The sequence below is a fragment of the Aestuariivirga litoralis genome (assembly GCF_003234965.1).
Classification (GTDB): domain Bacteria; phylum Pseudomonadota; class Alphaproteobacteria; order Rhizobiales; family Aestuariivirgaceae; genus Aestuariivirga; species Aestuariivirga litoralis.
In genome coordinates, this window is sequence record NZ_QKVK01000001.1 from 662,266 (window position 1) to 686,048 (window position 23,783).

The 23,783-nt window shown below is 65.9% G+C and carries 20 protein-coding genes; 7 read left to right on the plus strand and 13 right to left on the minus strand.

Annotation, left to right across the window (positions count from 1 at the left end; all coding sequences use genetic code 11):
• Window positions 1-3: 3 nt before the first annotated feature.
• The 5 genes from DK847_RS03205 to DK847_RS03225 all read right to left on the minus strand — a co-directional run bounded on the left by DK847_RS03205 (window position 4) and on the right by DK847_RS03225 (window position 5,770).
• Window positions 4-1,593: a cisplatin damage response ATP-dependent DNA ligase gene (locus tag DK847_RS03205; protein ID WP_111196145.1), complete on the minus strand. Its 1,590-nt coding sequence runs from the start codon at window positions 1,591-1,593 to the stop codon at window positions 4-6.
• Window positions 1,590-2,594 (minus strand): ligase-associated DNA damage response exonuclease, encoded by a 1,005-nt coding sequence (locus tag DK847_RS03210; protein WP_111196146.1) that lies wholly within the window; start codon window positions 2,592-2,594, stop codon window positions 1,590-1,592. Before DK847_RS03210 ends, DK847_RS03205 begins: the two co-directional genes overlap by 4 nt.
• A gap of 251 nt (window positions 2,595-2,845) precedes the next feature.
• Window positions 2,846-3,526 (minus strand): glutamine amidotransferase, encoded by a 681-nt coding sequence (locus DK847_RS03215; RefSeq protein ID WP_111196147.1) that lies wholly within the window; start codon window positions 3,524-3,526, stop codon window positions 2,846-2,848.
• A 4-nt stretch (window positions 3,527-3,530) separates the two neighbouring features.
• Complete coding sequence (locus DK847_RS03220) at window positions 3,531-4,424, minus strand: DMT family transporter (RefSeq protein WP_161957131.1); 894 nt, start codon at window positions 4,422-4,424, stop codon at window positions 3,531-3,533.
• Window positions 4,425-4,900: 476 nt separating this feature from the next.
• The gene (locus tag DK847_RS03225; protein ID WP_111196343.1) at window positions 4,901-5,770 is read right to left on the minus strand and encodes an MBL fold metallo-hydrolase; all 870 of its coding nucleotides are present in this window, start codon (window positions 5,768-5,770) and stop codon (window positions 4,901-4,903) included.
• Between the two features lie 83 nt (window positions 5,771-5,853).
• On the opposite strand from DK847_RS03225, the gene DK847_RS03230 reads away from it, so the two are divergent.
• Together DK847_RS03230 and DK847_RS03235 are read left to right on the plus strand one after the other, a co-directional pair.
• On the plus strand, window positions 5,854-6,168 hold the full coding sequence (locus DK847_RS03230) for an ArsR/SmtB family transcription factor (RefSeq protein WP_111196344.1): 315 nt from the start codon (window positions 5,854-5,856) through the stop codon (window positions 6,166-6,168).
• A 9-nt stretch (window positions 6,169-6,177) separates the two neighbouring features.
• The gene (locus DK847_RS03235) at window positions 6,178-6,486 is read left to right on the plus strand and encodes a rhodanese-like domain-containing protein (RefSeq protein WP_111196149.1); all 309 of its coding nucleotides are present in this window, start codon (window positions 6,178-6,180) and stop codon (window positions 6,484-6,486) included.
• 175 nt (window positions 6,487-6,661) lie between these two features.
• Here the strand turns inward: DK847_RS03235 and DK847_RS03240 are convergent, their stop codons facing one another.
• Together DK847_RS03240 and DK847_RS03245 are read right to left on the minus strand one after the other, a co-directional pair.
• Window positions 6,662-7,117 carry a GNAT family N-acetyltransferase gene (locus DK847_RS03240; RefSeq protein WP_111196150.1) on the minus strand — a complete coding sequence of 152 codons (456 nt, stop codon included), beginning with the start codon at window positions 7,115-7,117 and terminating at the stop codon, window positions 6,662-6,664.
• 2 nt (window positions 7,118-7,119) lie between these two features.
• A complete protein-coding gene (locus tag DK847_RS03245; RefSeq protein ID WP_111196151.1) occupies window positions 7,120-7,692 on the minus strand; it encodes a helix-turn-helix domain-containing protein in 573 nt (190 codons plus the stop codon).
• 443 nt (window positions 7,693-8,135) lie between these two features.
• Here DK847_RS03245 and gltB point away from each other — a divergent pair, with 443 nt between their 5' ends.
• Window positions 8,136-12,809 (plus strand): glutamate synthase large subunit, encoded by a 4,674-nt coding sequence (gene gltB, locus DK847_RS03250; protein WP_111196152.1) that lies wholly within the window; start codon window positions 8,136-8,138, stop codon window positions 12,807-12,809.
• 1 nt (window position 12,810) lies between these two features.
• Window positions 12,811-14,229: a glutamate synthase subunit beta gene (locus DK847_RS03255; protein WP_111196153.1), complete on the plus strand. Its 1,419-nt coding sequence runs from the start codon at window positions 12,811-12,813 to the stop codon at window positions 14,227-14,229.
• A 136-nt stretch (window positions 14,230-14,365) separates the two neighbouring features.
• Here DK847_RS03255 and DK847_RS03260 read toward each other — a convergent pair whose 3' ends face one another.
• The 3 genes from DK847_RS03260 to galE all read right to left on the minus strand — a co-directional run bounded on the left by DK847_RS03260 (window position 14,366) and on the right by galE (window position 17,736).
• On the minus strand, window positions 14,366-15,445 hold the full coding sequence (locus DK847_RS03260) for an SGNH/GDSL hydrolase family protein (RefSeq protein ID WP_111196154.1): 1,080 nt from the start codon (window positions 15,443-15,445) through the stop codon (window positions 14,366-14,368).
• Window positions 15,445-16,647, minus strand: coding sequence for a lytic murein transglycosylase (locus tag DK847_RS03265; RefSeq protein ID WP_111196155.1), 1,203 nt, complete (start codon window positions 16,645-16,647; stop codon window positions 15,445-15,447). The genes DK847_RS03260 and DK847_RS03265 overlap by 1 nt, the downstream gene beginning before the upstream one ends.
• Window positions 16,648-16,743: 96 nt before the next feature.
• Window positions 16,744-17,736 (minus strand): UDP-glucose 4-epimerase GalE, encoded by a 993-nt coding sequence (gene galE, locus DK847_RS03270; RefSeq protein ID WP_111196156.1) that lies wholly within the window; start codon window positions 17,734-17,736, stop codon window positions 16,744-16,746.
• A gap of 102 nt (window positions 17,737-17,838) precedes the next feature.
• Here galE and DK847_RS03275 point away from each other — a divergent pair, with 102 nt between their 5' ends.
• Complete coding sequence (locus tag DK847_RS03275) at window positions 17,839-18,732, plus strand: UTP--glucose-1-phosphate uridylyltransferase (protein WP_111196157.1); 894 nt, start codon at window positions 17,839-17,841, stop codon at window positions 18,730-18,732.
• Between the two features lie 144 nt (window positions 18,733-18,876).
• Entirely contained in the window at window positions 18,877-19,878 is a 1,002-nt protein-coding gene (locus DK847_RS03280; RefSeq protein ID WP_245414502.1) for a KpsF/GutQ family sugar-phosphate isomerase, read from the plus strand.
• Between the two features lie 137 nt (window positions 19,879-20,015).
• Here the strand turns inward: DK847_RS03280 and DK847_RS03285 are convergent, their stop codons facing one another.
• From DK847_RS03285 to hemH, 3 genes are all read right to left on the minus strand, one after another.
• On the minus strand, window positions 20,016-20,462 hold the full coding sequence (locus tag DK847_RS03285; protein WP_111196159.1) for an NfeD family protein: 447 nt from the start codon (window positions 20,460-20,462) through the stop codon (window positions 20,016-20,018).
• Between the two features lie 9 nt (window positions 20,463-20,471).
• Window positions 20,472-21,449 carry an SPFH domain-containing protein gene (locus tag DK847_RS03290; RefSeq protein WP_111196160.1) on the minus strand — a complete coding sequence of 326 codons (978 nt, stop codon included), beginning with the start codon at window positions 21,447-21,449 and terminating at the stop codon, window positions 20,472-20,474.
• Between the two features lie 205 nt (window positions 21,450-21,654).
• On the minus strand, window positions 21,655-22,677 hold the full coding sequence (gene hemH, locus DK847_RS03295) for a ferrochelatase (protein ID WP_111196161.1): 1,023 nt from the start codon (window positions 22,675-22,677) through the stop codon (window positions 21,655-21,657).
• 131 nt (window positions 22,678-22,808) lie between these two features.
• Here hemH and DK847_RS03300 point away from each other — a divergent pair, with 131 nt between their 5' ends.
• A complete protein-coding gene (locus tag DK847_RS03300) occupies window positions 22,809-23,765 on the plus strand; it encodes a sensor histidine kinase (protein ID WP_111196162.1) in 957 nt (318 codons plus the stop codon).
• Window positions 23,766-23,783 lie beyond the last annotated feature (18 nt).

Consider the following 23,783-nt stretch of genomic DNA (forward strand, 5'->3'; position numbering starts at 1 on the left):
GTTTCAGGATTTCGCCACCCCCATCAGCCCCTTCAGCGTCTCCAGCGTATCCGCCTCCTCCGCCGGCTTGTCCCAGCGGATGCGCGACACGCGGGGGAAGCGCATGGCGATCCCGGACTTGTGGCGGGAGGATTGCTGGATCGCGTCGAAGGCGATTTCCAGCACCAGCTTCGGAGTCACCGAGCGCACCGGGCCGAAGCGGTCGATGGTGTTCTGGCGCACGAAGCGGTCCAGCGCCGCGAGTTCCTCGTCGGTGAAGCCCGAATAGGCCTTGCCGACGGGCACGAGGAAGGGTTTCCCCTCCTTCTCCGTCCAGGCGCCGAAGGTGTAATCCGAATAGAAGGACGAGCGCTTGCCGCTGCCCTTCTGCGCATAGAGCAGCACGCAGTCGGCGGTCAGGGCCGCGCGCTTCCACTTGTACCAGTGGCCCTTGGGGCGGCCGGCGAGATAGGGGCTACTCTTGCGCTTGAGCATGAGGCCCTCGATGCCCTCCTCGCGGGTCGCCTCCCAGCGCGTCTTCAGCTCCTCCTTGCTGGCAAAGCTCAGCACCTCGGAGAGATCGCTGTACGCGGGGCCGTATTGGCGGTGCCAGGCCTCGAGCCTTTCGCGCCGCGCGGTGAAGGCAAGGCCGCGCAGGTCCTCACCGCCGATCTCGAGCGCATCGTAAAAGCGCACGTGAGCGGGATACTTGGTGACCATGGCACGCGTGACGGTCTTGCGGTTGAGGCGCTGCTGCAGGTCGCCGAAGGGCGCCACCTCGCCATTGCGCACCACCAGCAATTCGCCATCGAGCACGGCGTCGAACTTGAAATGGTCGACGAGTTCGGGGAAGGCCTGGCCGATGTCATCCCCCGTGCGCGAGAACAGCCGCGTGGCGCCCCCCTTGGCGGCGACCTGGATGCGGATGCCGTCCCATTTCCATTCGGCGGCGAAGTCATCGAGCGCCATCGCCTGCCAGTCCGCCTCCTCCAGCGCATGGGCCAGCATGAGCGGGCGGAAGATGGGCGTGGCGGAGAGCGAAGGGCGCTCGGCCCTCTGCTCCAGCCAGTCGAAGAGCTCCGTGTACGGAGGAGAAATGCCATGCCACAGCTCCTCGATGTCATCGACCGATCTTCCGAAGGCGTTCGCCACCGCCTGCTTGGCGAGACGCGCCGAGACGCCGACGCGCGGCGCGCCGCTGAGGAACTTGAGGAGCGCCCAGCGCCCCGTGGCATCGAGCCGGTCGAGCCATTGCGTGAGGAGTGCCGCATGCCCGCCGCGGCCCGCCCTGGAGAGTGCTGCGACGATCTCGGAGAGGCGCGGCGCATCGCCCTCTGCTTCGGTGACGGGCCAGATGAGCGCCACCGTTTCCGCCGTGTCGCCCACGTCGTCACGCGACATGCGGAAGAGTTCGGGGTCGAAGCGGCTCTCGCCGATCTCCGCCAGCACGCGGCGCAGCGGGAAGTCGATGGGGACACCGTCGGTCAGGGCCGCCAGCGCATAGCCGCGGTCGGGGTCCGGCGTTGCGCGGAAGTAATTGCGCATCAGCATCAGCTTGGCATTGCGCGCCGGCGTATAGGTGAGGCGGTCGAGGAGCTGCGAGAAGGCCTTCATTCGCTGTCATCCTCGCGACCGACGAGGCGCAGCGCGCGCGCCGTGATCTGGCGCTTCGAGAGTTCATGCACCAGCGCCTCCTCGCGGCCATGGGTGACCCAGACCTCGCGCGCACCCGTCTCGGTGACGGTGCGGATCAGCTCCGGCCAATCGCAATGGTCCGAGATGATGAGCGGGAGTTCCACGCCGCGCTGGCGCACGCGGCCGCGGATGCGCATCCAGCCCGAGGCGAAGCCGGCGAGCGGATCGGCGAAGCGGCGCGACCAGCGGTCACCCAGGGCAGAGGGCGGCGACAGCACGATCTCGCCCGCGAGCTTGTCGGTGGCGTCCATCGCATTCGGCACCGCGCCAAGGTCGAGGCCGCGCGCGACATAGTAATCCGTCATCGACCGCAGCGCGCCGTGGAGCCAGATGGGGCGGTCATAACCCGCCTGGCGGATGAGCTTGATGAGGCGCTGGCATTTGCCCAGCCCATAGACACCGACCTGGTGCGTGCGCTCGGGAAAGTCGCGCAGCGAGGCGAGGAGCTTCTGCACCTCCGCCATGTCGGGTTCGTGGCGATAGACGGGCAGGCCGAAGGTGGCCTCGGTGACGAAGAGATCGCAGGGCACGAGTTCGAAGGGATCGCAGGTCGGGTCCGCGTGGCGCTTGTAGTCGCCCGAGATCACGGCGCGCTGGCCCTGATAGTCGATGACGACCTGCGCCGAGCCGAGGATGTGGCCGGCGGGCACGAGTGTCACCGTCACGTCCTTCACGGTGAGCGGTTCGCCATAGGCCAGTGCCTGGGTCTGGCCGAGTTCGCCCAGCCTGAGGCGCATGATGGCGAGCGTGTCGGCGGTGGCCAGCACTGCCGCGTGGCCCGGCCTGGCGTGGTCCGAGTGGCCATGCGTGATGATGGCGCGCGGCACGGGGCCTGCGGGATCGATGTGGAAATCGCCCGGCGCGCAATAGAGGCCCGCAGGGCCGGGCCGAAGCCAGCTTTCGAAGGGAGGAGACGCCATGACGTTACAATGTCATGTGCGGGCCCGGGTTTCGCAATGGCGGAAATGGGTGCGGGGGGCCGGACTGCGGGCCCCCCGCAAAACACTGGCACCGGGTACGCAGTACATGATCCCGGATCGCCGTGGCACCGGGACTGCAAAAGTCTCCCTGGCCATGACTCCATCATGGGGCGTTGCGGTTTCCAAACGGTTTAGAGGGTGCGAAGAAAGGCTTAACGCGCGGCGCCCGGGCGTCTCAGCCCGGCACAGGCTCAGGCCAGCCACTGGTCGAGGAAGCGCGAAAGCCAGTCCTTCACCGGCGCATCATGCATCAGGTTGCCCTCGAGATGGGCAGCGGATCCTTGCGCATTGGGCAGCACGAAACGGTGCGCACCGATCACCCCCCAGCGGTGCATGGTGAGCCTCGTAACCTCCGGGTGGAACTGGATGCCAAAGGCCTTGCCGTTGACGCGGAAGGCCTGGTTCTCGAAGGTCTCGCCCGTGGCGAGCCTCACGGCATCCTTCGGCAGGGTGAGGCCCTCGCGGTGCCAGTGATAGACCTTCTGCGGCCAGGGGCCGTGGGCGCTGCCCTCCTCCGTCGGGATGAGGTCGTAGTAGCCGATCTCGACCAGGCCATCGGCATGGGGCCCGACGGTGCCGCCGAGGTGCTTCGACAGCATCTGCGCGCCAAGGCAGACGCCGAGGAAGGGCTTCTGCTCCTTCAGCGGCACGCCGATCCAGTCGATCTCGCGGGCGATCCAGTCATCGCTGTCATTGGCGCTCATCGGGCCGCCGAAGACGATGGCTCCGGCGTGCTGCTCCAGCGTCCGGGGCAGCGGATCGCCCAGGGCATGGCGGCGGATGTCGAGGCGGTAGCCCTTCTGCTCCAGCATGTGGCCGATGCGCCCCGGGGTCGAGGTCTCGGTGTGGAGCACGATCAGGACATCGCGCATCGCGTCAGAGTTCCGCCGGGGCGGCCACCGGCTGGCGGGCGCGGCCTTCGAGCAGGATGATGGCAAGGCCCGAGGCCATGATCAGCGCCATGCCGCCGATCGCCAGCGCATTGGGGAACTGGCCGAAGACCAGGATGCCGGAGAGGCCGGCCCAGATCATGACCGAATAGCTGAAGGGCGCCACCACGCGGGCCGCGGTGCGGCTGTAGGCCATGAAGACGAAGGAATGGCCGCACATCAGGAAGAAGCCGGCGATGAACATGAGCCAGGCATGCTGGAAGGTGGGCATGACCTGCTGCTCGAAGGCCAGCGACAGCACGAGGGCCCCCAGCATCACGACCAGCAAGGTGGAGAAGGTGACGGCGAGAGCCGGGGTGCGCGGCGGCACCTTGCGCGAGAGAATGTCGCGGCCCGCAACCCCCACCGCCGTGAGGAAGCCGAAAATGGCGAAGGGCGAGGCCGCCACCCCGCCGGGCTGCGCCACCAGCAGCGCACCCGTGACGCCGAAGCCGATGAGCAGCAGGCGCAGCCACCCCACCTTCTCGCCGAAGATGAGCCACATGCCGAGCAGCACGACGAGCGGCGAGATCTGGGTGATGGCCGTCAGATCGGCGATCGGCATGTGGGCGAGCGCCGTGATGAAGCACAGGATGGCGAGGAGCTCGCTCGTCGAGCGCAGCACGACCCAGGGGTTGAAGGCCTTGGGGACATGGCGGATCAGCCCCAGAAAAAAGATCACCGGCAGGCACCAGATGATGGCGGCGATGCCGCGCATGACGAGCACCTGGAAGGGCGGCGCATCGGCCAGTGCCAGCTTCATGCAGGTGTCATTGGCGACGAAGCTGCCGGTGGCCACGACGATGGCGGCGATGCCGCGGAGATTGGGAGACAGGGCCATTTGGTCCAGGCGGGTTGACTGATTCGGGCGAGGATAGAGCAGAACGGCGGCGCGGGGTGCCCGCATTTTCCGCAAGTCTCGCCCCCGGTGGCGGCGGGCGATCACTCCGCCACATGAGCCGTCACCCCGGCGTAGGCCGGGGTCCCGCTTCGGGCATCGGCCACGCGGAAAGCTGGATCCCGGCCTTCGCCGGGATGACGGCTTTGAGGGGGAGATCTGAATTAGCAAGTCCTATATTAGGTAAATAGTCCTTGACAGCGCGCGCTCGTTGTGCTATGAAGGAGCATGCTTCCGAAATGGGTCTCCGGACCGCCATCACCAGCGTCATCATCCCCGGGCTTGTCCCGGGGATCTTTTTTGGGGGGCGCGGAGAGGATCGCCGGGACAAGCCCGGCGAAGATGAATTGGTTGCAGGGATGACGAGAGGATGAGGTTGGAGACCAGGACTCGTGGGATGAGTGGCTGAAAACGCGGCCTCAGTTCGGAAGGGTGATCGGCACCCGCAGGTAGTGCACGCCGTTGGCATCCGCCGGCGGCAGCTTTCCTGCGCGCATGTTGACCTGGATCGAGGGCATGAGCAGCGTGGGGGCGGAGAGGGTGGCGTCCCTGGTGGTGCGCATCTTCACGAAGTCGTCCTCGGAGACGCCGTCATGGACGTGGATGTTGTGGGCGAGTTCATCCCCCACCGTCGTCTCCCAGGCGAAGTGCTTGCGGCCATCCTTAGGGAGGTAGTCATGGCACATGAAGAGGCGGGTGTCCTTCGGCAGCGCCATCAGGCGCCTGATGGAGCGGTAGAGGATGCGGGCGTCGCCGCCGGGGAAGTCGGCGCGCGCGGTGCCGTAATCCGGCATGAACAGCGTGTCGCCGACGAAGACCGCGTCCTCGATCTTGAAGGAGACGCAGGCCGGCGTATGGCCGGGCGTGGCCAGCACCTCGCCCGCGAGCTTGCCGATGGCAAAGCGGTCGCCATCCTTGAACAGGATGTCGAACTCGGAGCCATCGCCCGACACATCGATTGCATTGAAGACCGGGCGGAAGATCTTCTGCACCTCCTTGATGCGCTCGCCGATCGCCACCTTCGCACCGGTCCTGATCTTGAGGTAGGGCGCTCCGGACAGGTGGTCGGCATGCACGTGGGTCTCGAGGATGAGGGTGATGGTGAAGCCCTCCTCCTTCGCCCGGCCGAGGATGGCATCGGCGGACGTTACGTTGGCCTTGCCGGACTTGTGGTCATAGTCGAGCACGGGGTCGATGACCGCGGCCTCTCGCGTTTCGGGGTCGCCGACGAGGTAGCTCACCGTGTTGGTGGGCTCGTCGAAAAAGGCGTGGATGATGGGCTTCGGCATGACCGGCATCTCCCTCGGACACGAATTTCCTTGACAGTATATTAGACAATTCTAAATTAGCAAGCATCGAAATGGAGGTGCCCATGGGCACGCTTGAACTCGACCGCTCGCTCGAGGGGTTCGAGGAAAAGGCCACCGAAGCCGCACAGATGCTGAAGGCGCTGAGCAACGAGAAGCGCCTGATGATCCTGTGCAAGCTGCTGGAACACGGCGAGATGAGCGTCAACGCGCTGATCGGCCATGTCGGGCTGTCGCAGTCCGCCCTGTCGCAGCACCTCGCCCGCATGAGGGAGGAGAAGATCGTCGACACGCGGCGTGACGCGCAGCAAATCTTCTACCGCGTGGCCGACCCCCGCGTGCGCGATATCCTCGGTACACTGAAGAACACTTTCTGTTGAGGGACTGACATGACGCTGAAGCACATCAATGCGGCGGAAGCCAAGAAGCTCGTGGACGGCGGCGCCCTTCTCGTCGACGTGCGCGAGGTGAACGAATACCTGGGCGAGAACATCCCCGGTGCGAAGAATGCACCGCTCTCCGGCATGGGGCGCGGCAAGATCGAAGGCGCGCCGGCCGTGGTGTTCCACTGCAAGTCGGGGGCCCGCACGCGGATGAATGCGGCAGCACTCGCGCAGTGCACGGACGCCGAGGTCTATATCCTCGATGGCGGCATCGAGGCGTGGAAGGCGGCGGGATACCCGGTGAAGCGGGGATAGGTCTTCTCGCACTTCCTTTCTGTCGTCATCATCGCCGGACTCGATCCGGCGAAGTTCTTTTGAGGCAACTCCTCGCGTCCGTCACCCCGGCGAAAGCCGGGGCTCAGCTTTGGTTCAGCATGTACGGAAAGAAAGCGGGGTCCCGGCTTTCGCCGGGATGACGAGCCTTGGGGGATCACAGAGCGCGCGTCAGGAACACGCTGTTGGGGTCCGGCCTGTAATCGCCAAACGGCGGGCATTCCGCGAAGCCGTGGGCCTTGTAGAGCGCAACGGCCGGTTCGAAATAGCCGAAGGAACCCGTCTCCAGGCTGAGACGGGTGAGGCCCCTGCTGCGGGATGTCTCGATGATGTGAGCCAACAAGGCGCCGCCCACACCGCGCCGCCTTGCGGCTTCCACGGTATGCATCGACTTCACTTCGCCGTGGCGTTCGTCGAGCGGCTTCATGGCGCCGACGCCCAGCAGCGTGTCGCCCTCCCAGGCGGCCCAGAAATCGATGCCGGGCGCTTTCAGCTTTTCGAGGGTGAAAACATGGGCGCTGCACTTGGGCGTCACCTCATGGCACTTGTCATAGTGGTGGCTGAGGAGTGCCACGATGCGGGTGTCGGTGAGGTCGCCACGGAGGATGTTCATTGTCACACCATGAAGAGGTGGTAGCGCGCGCCGCTGTTGGCGGGCGTTTCGAACAGGCTCTCGCCATGCAGGCGATAGCGCAGGCAGTCGCCCGCCGCGAGGCGGTGGCGGATGCCGTCCACGGTGAGGCTCAGCGCACCGTCGAGCATGACGAGGTGATGTTCGAGGCCGGGGCGCGGCGGCCGGTCATAGGCGATGCGGGTGCCGGGCTTCAGCGTGCTTTCCACCACCTCGCCCGAAAGGCCGGGGGCGGGCGGCGAGACGGCGCGGCGCTGGTAGCCGGTTTCGGGGTCCGCCCAGACCAGCTGGCCGTCGCGCGGCAGGAAGGGCGCGAAGCCCTCCTCGACGAGGACCATGAGGCGTGACAGGGTGAGTTCGAAGGCACCGCAGATCTTGCACAGCACCGCGGCGGTGGGGCTGACCTCGCCGTTCTCGATGCGCGAGAGGGTGGCGCGGGAGACGCCGCTGCGCTGGCTGAGCTCCTCCAGCGGCCACTGGCGCTCGGTGCGGAGCGAGCGGATGCGCTGGGCGATGCGGCGCTCGATGCTGTCGCTGAAAAGGTCGACTTGTTCCATATGTGGGAGAATATCCCACTTGTGAGAGCAGTCAATGGCGAAATTTTATTGCTGATTTTTGGGCTGGCTGATTCCTATCTTGCGCTACGCCCCTCAATCTGGCATACAGAGATAGGACAGTGACCCTGTCCTATCGTGGCAATTCAAGGCATGTGGACCCCCGGATGATCCGGAATACGACCACCAGGACCCTGAAAACGACGGCCAAACCGGCCGGCGATGCCGCCCGGCTGCCCCGCGCTACGCTCCGCAAAACCATCTGAGGGCGAGCACTTGGGGCAAGGATGCCCAGGAGTTCGATCGCCCCGAAGGGTCCGGCGCCACCCGAAGGCCCCGCCCCCAAGGCCCAGGATCGACACCCCTGCGTATCACACGAATGAGACCTTCCGGGTTCATGACGGACCCGGCAGGAGGGATGGGACGCGAGAGGCAAGGAGTTGGCCATGAACATTCAATATCGGCCAGAAGGTCTTCCCGAGGCGCATGGTCTTTATGACCCGCGCAATGAGCATGATGCCTGCGGCATCGGCCTCATCGCCAATATCCACAATGTCAAAAGCCACCGCATGGTGGCCGATGGCCTGTCCATCCTGAAGAACCTCGAGCATCGCGGCGCCGTGGGTGCCGACCCCAAGGCGGGCGACGGCGCGGGCCTGATGCTGCAGATCCCCCATTCCTTCTTCGCGGAGGAGGCCAAGCGCCTCGGCTTCGAGCTGCCCGCCGCAGGCCATTACGGCGTCGCCCAGCTCTTCATGCCGCGCGAGCCCATCTACCGCCAGGACGTGGAGCGCATCTGGTGGGAGACGACGCGCGAAGAGGGCCTGAAGGTCCTGGGCTGGCGCGACGTGCCGGTCGATTCCTCCGTGCTCGGATATTCGGTGAAGGGCACCGAGCCCTTCCACCGCCAGCTCTTCATCGGCCGCGGGCCCCTGATCCGCGACGAGGCGCATTTCGAGAGGAAGCTCTTCGTCTGCCGCAAGGTGGTGTCGAACCGTGTGCTGGAAGTGCTGGGCCAGAAGGCCAAGACCTATTACCCCGTCTCCGTCTCCGCCCGCACGCTGGTCTACAAGGGCCTCGTGCTGGGTGCCGAGCTTGGCGCCTATTACCGCGACCTCGAGGACCCGCGCCTCGAGAGTGCCTTCGCCATGGTGCACCAGCGCTTCTCGACCAACACCTTCCCCAGCTGGCCGCTGGCGCACCCCTACCGCTTCATCTGCCACAATGGCGAGATCAACACGGTGCGCGGCAACTACAACTGGATGGCCGCGCGCCAGGCCAACATGCGCTCCGACATCTTAGGGGAAGACCTCTCCAAGCTCTGGCCCATCTCCTATGAAGGCCAGTCGGATACTGCCTGCTTCGACAATGCGCTCGAATTCCTGACCATGGGCGGCTATTCGCTGCCGCATGCCATGATGATGCTGATCCCCGAGGCCTGGGCGGGCAACCCGCTGATGGACGAGGACCGCCGCGCCTTCTACGAATATCACGCGGCCCTGATGGAGCCGTGGGACGGCCCAGCCGCCATGGTCTTCACCGACGGCAAGATGATCGGCGCGACGCTGGACCGCAACGGCTTGCGGCCGTCGCGCTACATGACGAGCGATGACGGGCACATCCTGCTCGCCTCCGAAATGGGCTGCCTGCAATTCGCCGAAGAGCACATCACCCACAAGTGGCGCCTGCAGCCGGGCAAGATGCTGCTCATCGACCTCGAGCAGAAGCGCATCATTGCGGACGAGGAGCTGAAGAAGCAGCTTTCCACCGCCAACCCCTACAAGGACTGGCTGAAGCGCACCCAGATCGTGCTGAAGGACCTGCCCGCCTCGAAGACGAAGCGGGCGAAGTCCACCGTGCCGCTGCTCGATCGCCAGCAGGCCTTCGGCTATACCCAGGAAGACCTGAAGGTGCTGATGGCGCCGATGGCCCAGACCGGCCAGGAGGCCGTGGGCTCGATGGGCAATGACGCGCCGATCTCGGCACTCTCCGACCGGCCGAAGACTCTCGACACCTATTTCAAGCAGAACTTCGCGCAGGTGACGAACCCGCCCATCGACCCGATCCGCGAGGAGCTGGTGATGTCGCTCGTCTCCTTCATCGGGCCGCGCCCCAATCTGCTCGACCTCAAGGGCACGTCCGCCCACATGCGGCTCGAGGTTGCCCAGCCGATCCTGACCAACGAGGACCTGGAGCGCGTGCGCACCATCGGGGCTGTTTCCGACAACCCGTTCCGCACCGCGACCATCGACATCACCTATGACGTGGCGAACGGCCACCATTACATGGAGGCCGCCCTCGACTCGGTCTGCGCGCTGGCCGAGCGCGCGGTGAAGGATGGCTACAACATCATCATCCTGTCCGACCGTGCGGTCTCGGCCGAGCGCGTGCCGATCCCTGCCCTGCTGGCGACGTCTGCCACGCATCACCACCTGATCCGCAAGGGCCTGCGCACGCAGGTTGGCCTCGTGGTCGAGACGGGCGAGGCGCGCGAGGTGCACCAGTTCTGTGCGCTCGCGGGCTATGGCGCGGAAGCGATCAACCCCTATCTCGCCTTCGAGACGCTGGAGGACATGCTCCCCACGCTGGAAGAGAAGATCACGGCCTACGAAGCGGTGAAGCGCTACATCAAGGCTGTCGACAAGGGCATCCTGAAGGTGATGTCCAAGATGGGCATCTCCACGTACCAGTCCTATTGCGGCGCGCAGATCTTCGATGCGGTGGGCCTCTCCTCCGACTTCGTGAAGAAGTATTTCACCGGCACGGCGACGCAGATCGAGGGCGTGGGCCTGACCGAGATCGCGGAAGAAGCCTTCCGCCGGCACGAGAATGCCTTCGGCGAGAACCCGGTGTTCCGCGCGGCCCTCGATGTGGGCGGCGATTATGCCCAGCGCATCCGCGGCGAGGCGCATGTGTGGAATTCGGAGACGATCTCCAACCTGCAGCACGCGGTGCGCGGCAATGCCAAGGACAAGTACCAGGCCTTCGCCAAGGCGGTGAACGAGCAGTCCGAGAAGCTGAAAACCATGCGCGGCCTGTTCCGCATCAAGACGGCTGAGGAGAAGGGCCGCAAGCCCATCGACATCTCCGAGGTGGAACCCGCGGCGAACATCGTCAGGCGCTTCTCGACGGGCGCCATGTCCTTCGGCTCGATCAGCCGCGAGGCGCATACGACGCTGGCCATTGCCATGAACCGCATCGGCGGAAAGTCCAACACCGGCGAGGGTGGCGAGGAGGCGGACCGCTTCAAGCCGCTGCCCAATGGCGACTCCATGCGCTCGGCGATCAAGCAGGTGGCGTCGGGCCGCTTCGGCGTGACGGCGGAATATCTCGTCAACTCCGACATGATGCAGATCAAGATGGCGCAGGGCGCAAAGCCCGGCGAGGGCGGCCAACTGCCCGGCCACAAGGTGGATGCCACCATCGCCAAGGTGCGCCACTCCACACCGGGCGTGGGCCTCATCTCGCCGCCGCCGCACCATGACATCTATTCGATCGAGGACCTGGCGCAGCTGATCTTCGACCTGAAGAACGTGAACCCGGCGGGCCAGGTGTCGGTCAAGCTCGTGTCCGAAGTGGGCGTGGGCACGGTGGCCGCGGGCGTGTCCAAGGCGCATGCCGACCATGTGACGATCTCGGGCTATGAGGGCGGCACGGGTGCCTCTCCCCTCACCTCGATCAAGCATGCGGGCCTGCCCTGGGAGATCGGGCTTGCCGAAACGCAGCAGACGCTGGTCGCCAATGACCTGCGCGGCCGCATCGCGGTGCAGGCCGATGGCGGCATCCGCACCGGGCGCGACGTGCTGATCGCGGCACTGCTCGGAGCCGACGAGATCGGCTTCGCCACGGCCCCGCTGATCGCGGCGGGCTGCATCATGATGCGCAAGTGCCACCTCAACACCTGCCCGGTGGGCGTGGCGACACAAGACCCCGAGCTGCGCAAGCGCTTCAAGGGCCAGCCGGAGCATGTGATCAACTACTTCTTCTTCGTCGCCGAGGAACTGCGCGAGCTGATGGCGGCGATGGGGGTCAAGAGCTTCGACGAGCTCGTGGGCGAGACATCCTGGCTCGACCAGACCACGGCCATTGCCCACTGGAAGGCGAAGGGCCTCGACTTCTCGAAGATCTTCGCGCGTCCGGACGTCAACGGCCCGATCGCCACCAAGAAGGTGAGCAGCCAGGACCATGGCATCGACAAGATCCTCGACCGCAAGCTGATTGCGGAGGCGAAGCCTGCGCTCGAGAACGGCACGCCGGTGGTGATCAAGTCTGCGATCCACAATTACGACCGCACGGCGGGCGCCATGCTCTCCGGCGAGGTCGCCAAGCGCTATGGCCATGCCGGGCTGCCGGAGGACACCATCACGGTGAAGTTCGACGGCATCGCAGGCCAGAGCTTCGGCGCCTGGGCGGCGAAGGGCGTCACGCTCGAGTTGACCGGCGAAGGCAATGACTATGTCGGCAAGGGTCTCTCGGGCGGCAAGCTGATCGTGCGGCCCAAGGAGAAGATCGGCTTCGTGCCGGAGAAGTCCATCATCGTCGGCAACACGGTGCTCTATGGCGCCATCACCGGCGAATGCTACTTCCGCGGTGTTGCGGGCGAACGCTTTGCCGTGCGCAACTCCGGTGCCGTCGCCGTCGTCGAGGGTGTGGGTGACCACGGCTGCGAATACATGACGGGCGGCGTGGTTCTCGTCATTGGCGAGACGGGGCGCAACTTCGCGGCCGGCATGTCGGGCGGTGTCGCCTATGTGCTGGATGAAGCCGGCGACTTCGCCAAGCGCTGCAACCTCGCCATGGTCGACCTGCAGCCCGTTCCAGCGGAGGAGAAGGCCACCGAGAAGCTGCTGCACGCCACGGGCGACCTGCACAACCATGGCCTGGTCGATGTCACCTCGCACATGGACCGCATGGATGCCGAGCGCGTGCGCGAGCTGCTGGCGCGGCACATGAAGTATACGGGCTCGAGCCGGGCCCGCGACATTCTCGACAACTGGGGCCAGTATTTGCCGAAGTTCGTGAAGGTGATGCCCGTCGAATATGCCCGCGCGCTGCGCGAGCTCGAGGCGGCACAGAAGGACAGCGATGGCACGACGATCGGCGTGAAGAGGAGCGCATAAGATGGGAAAGATCACGGGTTTCCTCGAGATCGAGCGGCAGGACCGGAAGTACACGCCGGCCGCCGACCGGGTGCGCCACTATAACGAGTTCGTCATTCCGCTCTCGGCGGAGGCGGTGAAGAACCAGGCGGCGCGCTGCATGAATTGCGGCATTCCGTTCTGTCACAATGGCTGCCCGGTCAACAACCAGATCCCGGACTGGAACGACCTCGTCTATCTGGGCAACTGGGAAGAAGCCTCGCGCAATCTTCACTCGACCAACAACTTCCCCGAATTCACCGGTAGGGTTTGCCCCGCCCCCTGCGAGGCATCCTGCACGCTGAACCTCGAGGACACGCCGGTCACCATCAAGACCATCGAATGCGCCATCGTCGACCGCGCCTGGGAGAACGGCTGGCTGAAGCCCGAGAGCTTCCGCGAGAAGACCGGCAAGAAGGTGGCGATCATCGGCTCCGGCCCCGCCGGCCTTGCCGCGGCACAGCAGCTGGCGCGCGTGGGGCACAATGTCCATGTCTTCGAGAAGAATGCCAGGGCCGGTGGCCTGCTGCGCTACGGCATCCCTGACTTCAAGATGGAGAAGCACCTGATCGACCGCCGCATCGCGCAGATGGAGGCGGAGGGTGTCACCTTCCATTATGGCGCCCACATCGGCGTCACCCAGGATGCCCAGCAGCTGGTGGACAGCTTCGACGCGGTGATCCTGGCGGGCGGCTCCGAGAAGCCGCGTGACCTGCCCGTGCCGGGGCGCGAGCTCGGCGGCATCCATTTCGCCATGGAGTTCCTGCCGCAGCAGAACCGCCGCGTGGGCAAGGAGCCGCAGCTCGACAACCGCCCGATCACGGCGGAAGGAAAGCATGTCGTCGTCATCGGCGGCGGCGACACGGGGTCTGACTGCATCGGCACCTCGGTGCGCCAGGGTGCGCTTTCGGTGGAGCAGCTGGAAGTGATGCCGAAGCCGCCGGAAAAGGAGAACAAGCTGCTTACCTGGCCGAACTGGCCGCTGAAGCTGCGCACGTCCTCCTCGCACATGGAGGGAGCCGACCGCGAGTTCTCGGTGCTCACCAAGTCCTTCTCGGGCGAGAACGGGCAGGTGAAGAAGCTCCATTGCGTGCGCGTCGACGGCAGCATGAAGGAGATCCCCGGCTCCGAGTTCGAGCTCAAGGCCGATCTCGTGCTGCTCGCCATGGGCTTCGTCAGCCCCGTTCATGAGGGCATGCTGAAGGCGCTCGACGTGAAGATGGACGGCCGCGGCAATGTCGACGCCAATGTGATGAACTACAAGACGTCCATTCCGAAGGTGTTCTCGGCGGGCGACATGCGCCGGGGCCAGTCGCTGGTGGTCTGGGCCATCCGCGAGGGCCGCCAGGCAGCGCACGCGGTGGACCAGTTCCTGATGGGATCGACGACGCTGCCGCGGTGAGATGCCGTTCCCCGCACCTTCCCCTCATCATGGCCGGGCTCGTCCCGGCCATCTTTTTTGCCGACAGCAGAGGATGCCCGGGACGAGCCCGGGCATGATGAGCGAGAGTGGATGGCTTGGCCGAGCGCCCCAGGCCCTAGGGCGCCGGCGCCGTGAAGTCATCCGGCCGCCCGGCCGGCGCTGCCTCCGGGCTTCCCAGCTTGAACAGGCTTTCGGCGCCGCTTCCCGTTGGCGCGATGTCGCGCAGGGTCTTGAGCGCCGCTTCCGGCCCCAGGTCACCCGCCGCCAGCAGGATGGCGTTGGCGGTGACGCCTTCGGGCTGGACGGTATAGGGCTCGGCATCCATCACCGCCTGGCCGAACAAGGGCACGGCCCCCGGCAGGGCCTCGGAATCGGTCTTGCTGGCCTCCGGCACGTCGAGGCGCGAGGTCTTTTCCGCAGCCGGCGCCTCGACCGGCTTCTCACCTTCCTTGATGGCGGCGAGCAGCTTCTCGCCCATCAGGTTGTTGCCGGCCTTGAAGAACGAGATGCCGTCGCGCCCGCGCAGCTTGATGATGTTGGCGGCGCCATCGGTGGTCGAGTCGGTGTAGGTGCCGTCAGGATTGGTGAAGTCCTTGCGCAGGTCGAGGAAGGTCATGCCGCGGGCTTCGACCAAGCCCTTCTGCAGCCCGGCGATGGTCTGCATCGCGGCATCATAGTCGGGGTCGCGCATGGGTGGCGGCGCCACCCAGATGACGCGGGCCCCGGAGGTGGCAAGCTGGTCCAGCAGCTGGTTGGCCCTTGCCGTGTAGGTGGCGGTCCATTCCGGCGTGCCGAAGTCATAGCGCTTGTCGCCATCGCGGATGGTCTGGCGGTCATTGGCGCCGAGCATCACCACGATCACGCCATAGGCATTGCCTTCGAGGATCTTCGGAACCGTGGCGGCCCAGTCATAGACCTCGGGCCGCGCCAGGCCCGATTCCTCGTTGAAGCGGATCGACACGTCATATTCGCCGCCAGGCTCTGTGACGCGGGCCAGACCGGCACCCAGGCCGCCGCCGATGGCATCGCCGATCGTCAGGACTTCCGTGACCTGCTTTTCATCCCCCGCAGGTGCCGGCGGGGCGGCCTCCCCGCTTGCGGCGGACGAGCCCATGACCGGCATGTCCGGGGTCTGCGCAGCGGCGGCAGGAGCCAGCAGCAGGGCAGCGGCGGCAAGGGCAGCATATGGCTTCATCAGCTGTTCTTCTGGATGGATTGCAGCAGCTTCACCGACGGCACGCCATCGAGCGGCAGGCCGTTCTTCTTCTGGTAGGCGAGGATCGCCTCATAGGTGCGGGCGCCGAAGCGGCCGTCATTGCCCCCGGTCGAGAAGCCCAGCGCATTGAGTCGGTTCTGCAGTTCGACGCGCTGCTTGTAGGTGAGGTCATACTCGACGTCGGGCCAGGCGGTGACGAAGGCGCCCCGGCCGCGAATGCGATCCGCCAGGTGGCCCACGGCCAGCGCATAGGAATGCGAGAGGTTGTAGTCCATGATGGCGAGGAAGTTCCTGGTCACCAGGAAGCGCGGGCCCGACACGCCCTGCGGCACCATGACGAAGGCCTCTGCCCCCGGCGAGCCGAACTTGCCGCCATCGGCCCGCTTGATGCCGAGCTTCTGCCACTCCGCCACCGTCTTCCAGTGTGACCGGCCGATCAGCGCCTTGTTGAAATCCTTCGGCAGGATCACTTCCCAGCCCCACGGCCTGTCCATCTTCCAGCCGGCCTTGGCGAGATAGTTGGCGGTGGAGGCGAGCGCATCCTGATAGGTGTTCCAGATGTCCTTCTTGCCATCGCCCGTCCAGTCCACGGCATAGGAGATGTAGGACGATGGAATGAACTGCGTGTGGCCCATGGCGGCGGCCCAGGAGCCATCGAAGTCCTCCGGCGTCACGATCCCTGACTTCAGGATCTTGAAGGCCGAGACCATCTGCTCATAGGCGTATTTCCTGCGGCTGCCGGAATAGGCCAGCGTCGCCAGCGAGCGCATGACGCTCATCGAGCCCTTCATCTTGCCGAAATTCGACTCCATGCCCCAGATGCCGAGCACGATGTAGCGGTCGACGCCATATTTGGCCTCGATCGCATCGAGCAGCTTCTTCTCACCCTCGGCCTTCTGCTTGCCGGTGTCGATGCGGATCGGCGTCACCGCCTTTTCGAGATAGGCGGAGGTCGTGGAGGTGAATTCCGGCTGGTTGTCAGCAAGCTTCAGCACCACCGGGTCGGGCTCGGTGATGCCGGCGAAGGCGGCGTCGAACAGCTTGCGCGACACGCCCGCCGCCTTCATGCGGGGCCAGATGGTGTTCTGGATGAAGGCCACGAATTTCGCGTCATCGGCGCGGGCGGGCCGCGCCAGCAGCGGCGCCAGCAGGAGAAGCGAGGTGAAGATCCGGCGGTCCATGACGTCCCCACGATTCGGGCGCGCCCTGGCCGGGCGCAACTCCACTGTACAGGCAAGCGTTTCAGCCGCCAAATGCGGCTTCAATCGGGCGCTGCGTCACCCGCCGGCGTTGCGCAGCGCCAGCTTGCGCTCCCAGTTGAGCGCGGTTTCGACGATGAAATCGAGGTTTTCGTGGCGGGGCTGCCAGCCCAGCACCTCACGCACGCGGGCGGCCCCCGCCACGATTGCCGCGGGATCGCCCGCCCGGCGCGGAGCATACTGGACCGGCAGCGGCGCGCCGTTCACCCGCTCCACCGCCCTGATGACATCGAGCACCGAATAGCCCTTGCCATAGCCGCAGTTGAAAATGCCGCTGTCGCCGCCCTTGCGCAGATAGTCCAGCGCATCGACATGGGCGGCGATGAGGTCGCTCACATGGATATAGTCGCGCAGGCAGGTGCCGTCCGGCGTGTCGTAGTCGGTGCCGAAAACCTCCAGCCGCTCGCGCTGGCCCAGCGCCGTCTGGCAGGCAACCTTGATGAGGTGGGTGGCGCGCGGCGTCGACTGGCCGATGCGGCCCCTGGGATCGCCTCCCGCCACGTTGAAATAGCGCAGCGCGATGAACTGCAGGCCATAGGCGGCGTGCGAATCCTTCAGCATCTGCTCGGTCATCAGCTTGGAGGCGCCATAGGGCGAGACCGGGGCCGGCGGCCGGTCCTCGAACACCGGCTCTGCCGGCACGTTGCCATAGACCGCGGCGGTGGATGAGAAGATGAAGCGCGGGATGCCGGCCTTGACCGCGCAGGCCATGAGCATGCGCGATTTCACCGTGTTGTTGAGATAGTAGCCCAGCGGGTCGCGCACCGAATCCGGCACCACGATCGAACCGGCGAAATGCACAACCGCATCGAAGCGGTGCTCTGCCATGATGCGGTCGAGCAGCGCCTCGTCGCCGATGTCGCCCTCGACGAGCTTCGCCTCGGGCTGCACCGCCCACCACATGCCGGTGGACAGATTGTCGAGGACGACGACCTGCTCGCCCCGCTCCACCAGCGCCAGCACCATGTGGCTGCCGATGTAGCCGGCACCGCCCGTCACCAGAATGGCCATTGAAATCTCCTGTCGGGTGAGTGTAGCGAAGTTTCCGGAACTGCCAAAACCCCAACTTGTTTGAGGTGCATGGCGGTTGCCATGGTTAATGAAAGGTCAAGCATGGTTCGTCCGATCAAGACTGCCGTCTTCCCCGTGGCCGGGCTCGGCACGCGCTTCCTGCCCGCCACCAAGGCGATGCCGAAGGAGATGCTCACCGTGGTCGACCGCCCGGTGATCCAGCTCGCGGTGGATGAGGCGCGGGAAGCGGGGATCGAGCATTTCGTGTTCGTGACGGGCCGCGGCAAGGCGGTGATCGAGGATCATTTCGACAAGGCCTTCGAGCTCGATACCACGCTCGCACAGCGCGGCAAGACGAAGGAGCTCGACGCCCTGGCCCAGGACCTGCCCAAGGCCGGCCAGGCCAGCTTCACCCGCCAGCAGGAGCCGCTGGGTCTGGGCCATGCCGTGTGGTGCGCGCGCCAGCTCGTCAAGGACGAGCCCTTCGCACTGCTGCTCCCCGACATGGCGATGCATGCCAGCCCCGGCTGCCTGAAGCAGATGATCGACGTCTACCAAAGCCACGGCGGCGGCAACGTGGTGGCGGTGGAGGAGGTTCCCTGGGACCAGGTGAGCCGCTACGGCGTCGTTGGCGCCAGGGACTGGCAGGACAACGCCTTCACCATCACCGGCATGGTGGAAAAGCCGAAGACGCGTGAACTCGCCCCCTCGAACCTCATCATTTCCGGCCGCTACATCCTGCAGCCGGAGATCTTCGGCGAGATCGAGAAGCAGGAGCCCGGTGCGGGTGGCGAGATCCAGATCACAGATGCGATGATCCGGCTGATGGGCCGCCAGCCCTTCCACGGCCTCAGGTATCGCGGCACCACCTATGACTGCGGCGACAAGGTGGGCTTCCTGGCGGCGAACGTGGCGTTCGCGCTGGACCGGCCGGACGTGGGGCCCGGCTTCCGCGAGGCGCTGAAGAGGATATTGGCGGAGAAGGGCGGGCTTTAGGGCCAGCCGCCGGCATCATTCCCCACACTCATCATGCCCGGGCCCGTCCCGGGCATCTTCTTGGTGGCGTCCGGAAAAGATCGCCGGGACAGGCCCGGCGATGATGAATTGTAGGCTCCGCCCAAAAGGTCTATGACCCCGGCCATGCCGAACCGACACCTCACTCCCGTTCCCCTCGGGGCCCAGTGGCGCGAGTCCGCCCGCCGTGCCCTCGTCACCGAAACCGAAGGCATGCAGCAGCTGATCGCGGCGCTGGAGGGCCCGCTGGGCGATGCGCTGGCGCAGTCGGTGGAAACCATCCGCAAGGCCCGGGGCCGCGTGGTGATGACCGGCATGGGCAAGTCGGGCCACATCGCCCGCAAGATCGCGGCGACGCTGGCCTCCACCGGCACGCCGGCAAGCTTCGTGCACCCGGCGGAAGCGAGCCATGGCGACCTCGGCATGATCACCCCGGACGATGTCGTGGTGATGATCTCGAATTCCGGCGAGTCGCCGGAGCTCCGCGACATCCTCACCTATGCCAAGCGCTTCGCCGTGCCGCTGGTCGCCATCACCTCGGTGCCGGACTCGACGCTGGGCAAGGAGGCCGACACCGTGCTGCCGCTGCCGCGCGCCAGGGAGGCCTGCCCCAACGGGCTGGCGCCGACGACGTCGACCCTGCTGCAACTGGCGCTGGGCGATGCGCTGGCCATCGCGCTCTTGGAGGACAAGGGCTTCAGCGCGCATGACTTCCGCAAGTTCCACCCCGGCGGCAAGCTGGGCGCGCAGCTGAAGCACGTGCGCGACATCATGCACGCAAAGGAAGAGCTGCCGCTCGGGCCCGAGAGCATGACCATGTCGGACGTGCTGATCGTGATGACACGGCGCAGCTATGGCTGCTTCGGCGTGGTCGGGGCCGACGGCGCGCTTGTCGGGATCGTGACCGACGGCGACCTCCGCCGCAACATGGCGCCGGACCTGGTGAACCGCACGGCGGGCGCGGTGATGACCAGGGCACCGAAGACGATCGGGCCGGATGCGCTGGCATCGGAGGCGCTGGAGCAGCTGAACTCGCTGAAGATCACCAGCCTTTTCGTGATCGATGGCGAGAAGAAGCCGGTGGGGCTGGTGCATATCCACGACCTGCTGCGGATCGGGCTGGTCTGACCGTCATCCCGATCTCTCCTTCATCATCGCCGGGCTTGTCCCGGCGATCCTTTTGGTGGCGACCGCAAATTATGCCCGGGACAAGCCCGGGCATGAAGAGCATTGAGACTTGTGCGAGAGGGTGCGTGGAAACCCGCTCAGTTCGCCGCCACCACCAGCGTCATGTCGTTCACCGCCGTCACCTTCACGCGCGTGCCCGCGTCCATGTCCGGGCCCTCGATCTGCCAGACCGTGTCCTCGATCGTCAGCTTGCCGCGGCCGTTCACGATCGGCTGTGCGAGCGTGAAGCTGCGGCCGACATAGCCGAACTGGCGGCGGTTGAGGTGGGGGTTGTCCTTGGGCTCCATCGCCGGGCCCTTGTAGAAGCGGCGGCCCACCACCACGGCGATGACCGATAGCACGGCGAAGACCACGAGTTCGCCCTGCCAGGGAAGGTCATGCAGATTGTCGATGACGCCGGTGAGCGCCGCGGCGATGCCGAGCCAGATGAAGAAGACGCCGGGCGAGAGAAGCTCCAGCATCAGGAAAATGCCCGCCGCCACGAACCACACCCAGTTGCCGAGCAAGGGGAAGAGCTGCTCCATGGCGCGCGCCTACTTCGCCGGGCCGATGGGCGGCACGCTGCTGCGGCCCCGCGGCGGCTGCGCCGGCGCGCCGCCGCCGAAGGCTTCCCTGGCGATTTCGGAAATGCCGGCAATCGAGCCGATGACCGAGGCGGCCTCCACCGGCAGCATCAGGACCTTCTGGTTGGGAGAGACGGCGATCTGCTCCAGCGCCTTGATGTAATTGTTGGCGACGAAATAGTTGATCGCCTGCACATCGCCCTCGGCGATGGCCTGAGACACCATCTGGGTAGCCTTGGCCTCGGCCTCGGCCGAGCGCTCGCGCGCCTCGGCATCGCGGAAGGCGGCCTCGCGGCGGCCCTCGGCCTCGAGCACCACCGACTGCTTCTCGCCCTCGGCCTTGAGGATGGCGGCCTGGCGCAGGCCCTCGGCCTCGAGGATGGCGGCGCGCTTGTCGCGCTCGGCCTTCATCTGGCGGGCCATCGAGTCGATCAGGTCGCGCGGCGGGTTGATGTCCTTGATCTCGATGCGGTTCATCTTGATGCCCCAGGGCTGGGTGGCCTGGTCGACGACATTGAGCAGGCGATGATTGATCTCGTCGCGCTGCGACAGGAGATTGTCGAGGTCGAGCGAGCCCATGACGGTGCGGATGTTCGTCATCACCAGGTTGATGATGGCGTTCTCGAGATTGCGCACCTCATAGGCCGCGCGCGCCGCATCGACGCACTGGTAGAAGGAGACGCCATCGACCTTCACCATGGCATTGTCCTTGGTGATGACCTCCTGCGAGGGGATGTCCAGCACCTGCTCCATCATGTTCTGCTTGGCGCCGACACGGTCGATGAAGGGCACGATGATGCCAAGCCCCGGCTGCAGCGTGCCGATGTATTTCCCGAAGCGCTCGACGGTGTAGTTGTAGCCCTGCGGCACGATGCGGATGGCGCGCAGCAGGTAGAAGATCACCACCGCCAGGAATACCAGAACGAAAATGCTCAGGCCTTCATACATCGCTCGTCCCCCGTGATGCCGCTGTCCCGCGGTCAATCAAAGATGGCGATATCGGCGTGGGAGTGCAAGTGGCGCGGCGCGAACCCTCCGACCCATCATGCCCGGGCTGGTCCCGGGCATCCTTTGTGCCGCCCCCAAAACATCGCCGGGACGAGCCCGGCGATGATGCCTCAGAGAGTGGAGTTGGCGGCAAGACCGGAAGTCTTCACACCCAGCCCTTCAGTTCGTTGCGCACGATGGCATCCAGCATGGCGATCGAGGGCTCGCTGTCATTGAGGCAGGGCACGACCGAGAATTTCTCGCCGCCGGCCTCCTCGAAGGTCTCCTTCAGGCCGATCGCCACTTCCTCCAGCGTCTCCACGCAATCGCTTGCGAAGCCGGGGGTGATCATCAGGAGCTTCTTCACACCCTTGGAGGGGAGCTCCTCCACCGTCTGCTGGGCATAGGGCTGCAGCCACTCGGCCTTGCCGAAGCGCGACTGGAACACGACCTGCAGCTTCTCGCGCGGCAGCTTGAGGCGTTCGGCGAGCAGCCGCGCCGTCTTCATGCACTGGCAGTGATAGGGATCGCCCGCCATGAAGTAATCCTTCGGCAAGCCGTGGAATGAGGCGAGGATGACGTCCGGTTCCCAGTCCAGCGTCTTCAGGTGCGCGTCGAGCGACAGGGCCAGCGCCTCGATATGGGCCGGATTGTCGAAATAGGGCGGCACGGTGCGGATGGCGGGTTGCCAGCGCATGGTCTTCAGCGCGTCGTAGGCCTTGTCGAGCGCCGTCGCGGTGGTGGACGCCGAGTATTGCGGATAGAGGGGAAACAGCAGGATCCGGTCGCAGCCCTGGTCCTTCAGCGCCTGGATGCGCTCGGCAGTCGGCGGCAGGCCATAGCGCATGCCCCAGTCGACGATGACGTTGGGAAGGTCGGCAAGCCGCGCCGCCAGCTTCTCGGCCTGGGAGCGCGTGATGGTCTTCAAGGGCGACTCGTTCTTCTCCCGGTTCCAGATCTGCTCATAGGCATGGCCGGATTTCTTCGGGCGGGTCGACAGGATGATGCCGTTGAGCAGCACCCACCAGAGCACCGGGTTCACCTCGATCACCCGGCGGTCGGAGAGGAATTCCTTCAGGTAGCGCCGCATCGGCCAGTAGGACGTGCCCTCCGGCGTGCCGAGGTTGATCAGCAACACGCCGAGCTTGCCCACCTTGAACGGGGGGTGGCCCTGGGGAAGTACATTCATGGAAATCTCGAAATCGTCCTGTTGGCCGAAGCTGCCGCCTGAGGGAGTGACTACCCTGCCGTTAACGGCTTGAAAATGCCAAAAGATCATATTGGGCGGGAATTTGCCTTTTGGCAGGGATATCACGTCCGATGCGCCTTCCAGCCGGGATCGAACCGGAAAAACTGCCTGTTCTGGCGGCACTTGCCGCCGCGGCGGGCTTCACCCTGCTGCTGGCGGGGGCCGTGGCCGTCTATGCCACGGTGGACGGGCTGGGAGCGCTGCTGATCGCGGTGTTCGTGCTCGCCGCCCTGGGGCTGGCGGCGTCCGGCTGGTTTGCCTACTGGCGATCGCTTGCATCCTCATCCCCGTCACACTTCACGGTTGAGCGGCGCTCGCCGCTGCGCAATGCCGGGCAGGACTCCCCCAGCCACCGGCTGCTGGAGGCCGTGGCGGTGGAGGTCAGGTCATCCGCCACCATGCTCAATGGCTTCGCCGAGGTGCTGCCGGCCGCCGGCGATGACGAGGCCCGGCGGCAGCTGGTGGAGGGCAGCCGTTCGCTCCTCGCCTTCGCGGCGCAATTGCATGACTTCATCCGCTTCGAGCGCGGGCGGCTCCGGCTCAAGACCGACCAGGTGGACGCCGCCGAGCTGGTGGAGGCCGCACTTGCCAGATGCAATGGTGCAGCCGAGGCCGCCGGAACCAGCATCGACACCCGCATTCCCCCTGGGATCGAACTCTCCTGCGATGCCGCGCGCATCGGCCAGGCGGTGGAAAGCCTCGTCACCTGGGCCCTGCGCAGCTCCGCGCCGGGAGGATTGATCGACGTGTCCTTTGCCCGGCTTGCCGATGGGGGACTGGCCATCGACATCGCCAGCCGGGCCGAAGCGGCAGGCGCCGCGCAGCCGCGCGACAGGCTGTTCGAGCCGCAGCTGTCGATCACCGGCCTCAAGGGCTTCGCCCTGCCCATTGCAAGGCGGGTGGCCCTCCTGCATGCTGGCGAGGTGACGGCGGTTTCCAACCCCGGCGAGGGCACCAGGGCCCGTCTCACGCTTCCGGCCGCGCGCGTGGCCTGGCCGGACCAGCACCGCACCGCCCGCGCCGCCTGAAGGACTGGTTTCGCCGAG

Excerpts from the sequence above, each read along its gene's own strand:
- DK847_RS03245 (WP_111196151.1), bottom strand. The coding sequence starts at position 7,692 with ATGGAACAAGTCGACCTTTTCAGCGACAGCATCGAGCGCCGCATCGCC.
- DK847_RS03225 (WP_111196343.1), bottom strand. The coding sequence starts at position 5,770 with ATGCCGAAGCCCATCATCCACGCCTTTTTCGACGAGCCCACCAACACG.
- hemH (WP_111196161.1), bottom strand. The coding sequence starts at position 22,677 with ATGAATGTACTTCCCCAGGGCCACCCCCCGTTCAAGGTGGGCAAGCTC.
- DK847_RS03280 (WP_245414502.1), top strand. The coding sequence starts at position 18,877 with ATGCCGAACCGACACCTCACTCCCGTTCCCCTCGGGGCCCAGTGGCGC.
- DK847_RS03255 (WP_111196153.1), top strand. The coding sequence starts at position 12,811 with ATGGGAAAGATCACGGGTTTCCTCGAGATCGAGCGGCAGGACCGGAAG.
- DK847_RS03290 (WP_111196160.1), bottom strand. The coding sequence starts at position 21,449 with ATGTATGAAGGCCTGAGCATTTTCGTTCTGGTATTCCTGGCGGTGGTG.
- DK847_RS03210 (WP_111196146.1), bottom strand. The coding sequence starts at position 2,594 with ATGGCGTCTCCTCCCTTCGAAAGCTGGCTTCGGCCCGGCCCTGCGGGC.
- DK847_RS03205 (WP_111196145.1), bottom strand. The coding sequence starts at position 1,593 with ATGAAGGCCTTCTCGCAGCTCCTCGACCGCCTCACCTATACGCCGGCG.
- DK847_RS03285 (WP_111196159.1), bottom strand. The coding sequence starts at position 20,462 with ATGGAGCAGCTCTTCCCCTTGCTCGGCAACTGGGTGTGGTTCGTGGCG.
- DK847_RS03220 (WP_161957131.1), bottom strand. The coding sequence starts at position 4,424 with ATGGCCCTGTCTCCCAATCTCCGCGGCATCGCCGCCATCGTCGTGGCC.
- galE (WP_111196156.1), bottom strand. The coding sequence starts at position 17,736 with ATGGCCATTCTGGTGACGGGCGGTGCCGGCTACATCGGCAGCCACATG.
- DK847_RS03215 (WP_111196147.1), bottom strand. The coding sequence starts at position 3,526 with ATGCGCGATGTCCTGATCGTGCTCCACACCGAGACCTCGACCCCGGGG.
- DK847_RS03265 (WP_111196155.1), bottom strand. The coding sequence starts at position 16,647 with ATGGACCGCCGGATCTTCACCTCGCTTCTCCTGCTGGCGCCGCTGCTG.
- DK847_RS03240 (WP_111196150.1), bottom strand. The coding sequence starts at position 7,117 with ATGAACATCCTCCGTGGCGACCTCACCGACACCCGCATCGTGGCACTC.
- DK847_RS03230 (WP_111196344.1), top strand. The coding sequence starts at position 5,854 with ATGGGCACGCTTGAACTCGACCGCTCGCTCGAGGGGTTCGAGGAAAAG.
- gltB (WP_111196152.1), top strand. The coding sequence starts at position 8,136 with ATGAACATTCAATATCGGCCAGAAGGTCTTCCCGAGGCGCATGGTCTT.
- DK847_RS03235 (WP_111196149.1), top strand. The coding sequence starts at position 6,178 with ATGACGCTGAAGCACATCAATGCGGCGGAAGCCAAGAAGCTCGTGGAC.
- DK847_RS03260 (WP_111196154.1), bottom strand. The coding sequence starts at position 15,445 with ATGAAGCCATATGCTGCCCTTGCCGCCGCTGCCCTGCTGCTGGCTCCT.
- DK847_RS03275 (WP_111196157.1), top strand. The coding sequence starts at position 17,839 with ATGGTTCGTCCGATCAAGACTGCCGTCTTCCCCGTGGCCGGGCTCGGC.
- DK847_RS03300 (WP_111196162.1), top strand. The coding sequence starts at position 22,809 with ATGCGCCTTCCAGCCGGGATCGAACCGGAAAAACTGCCTGTTCTGGCG.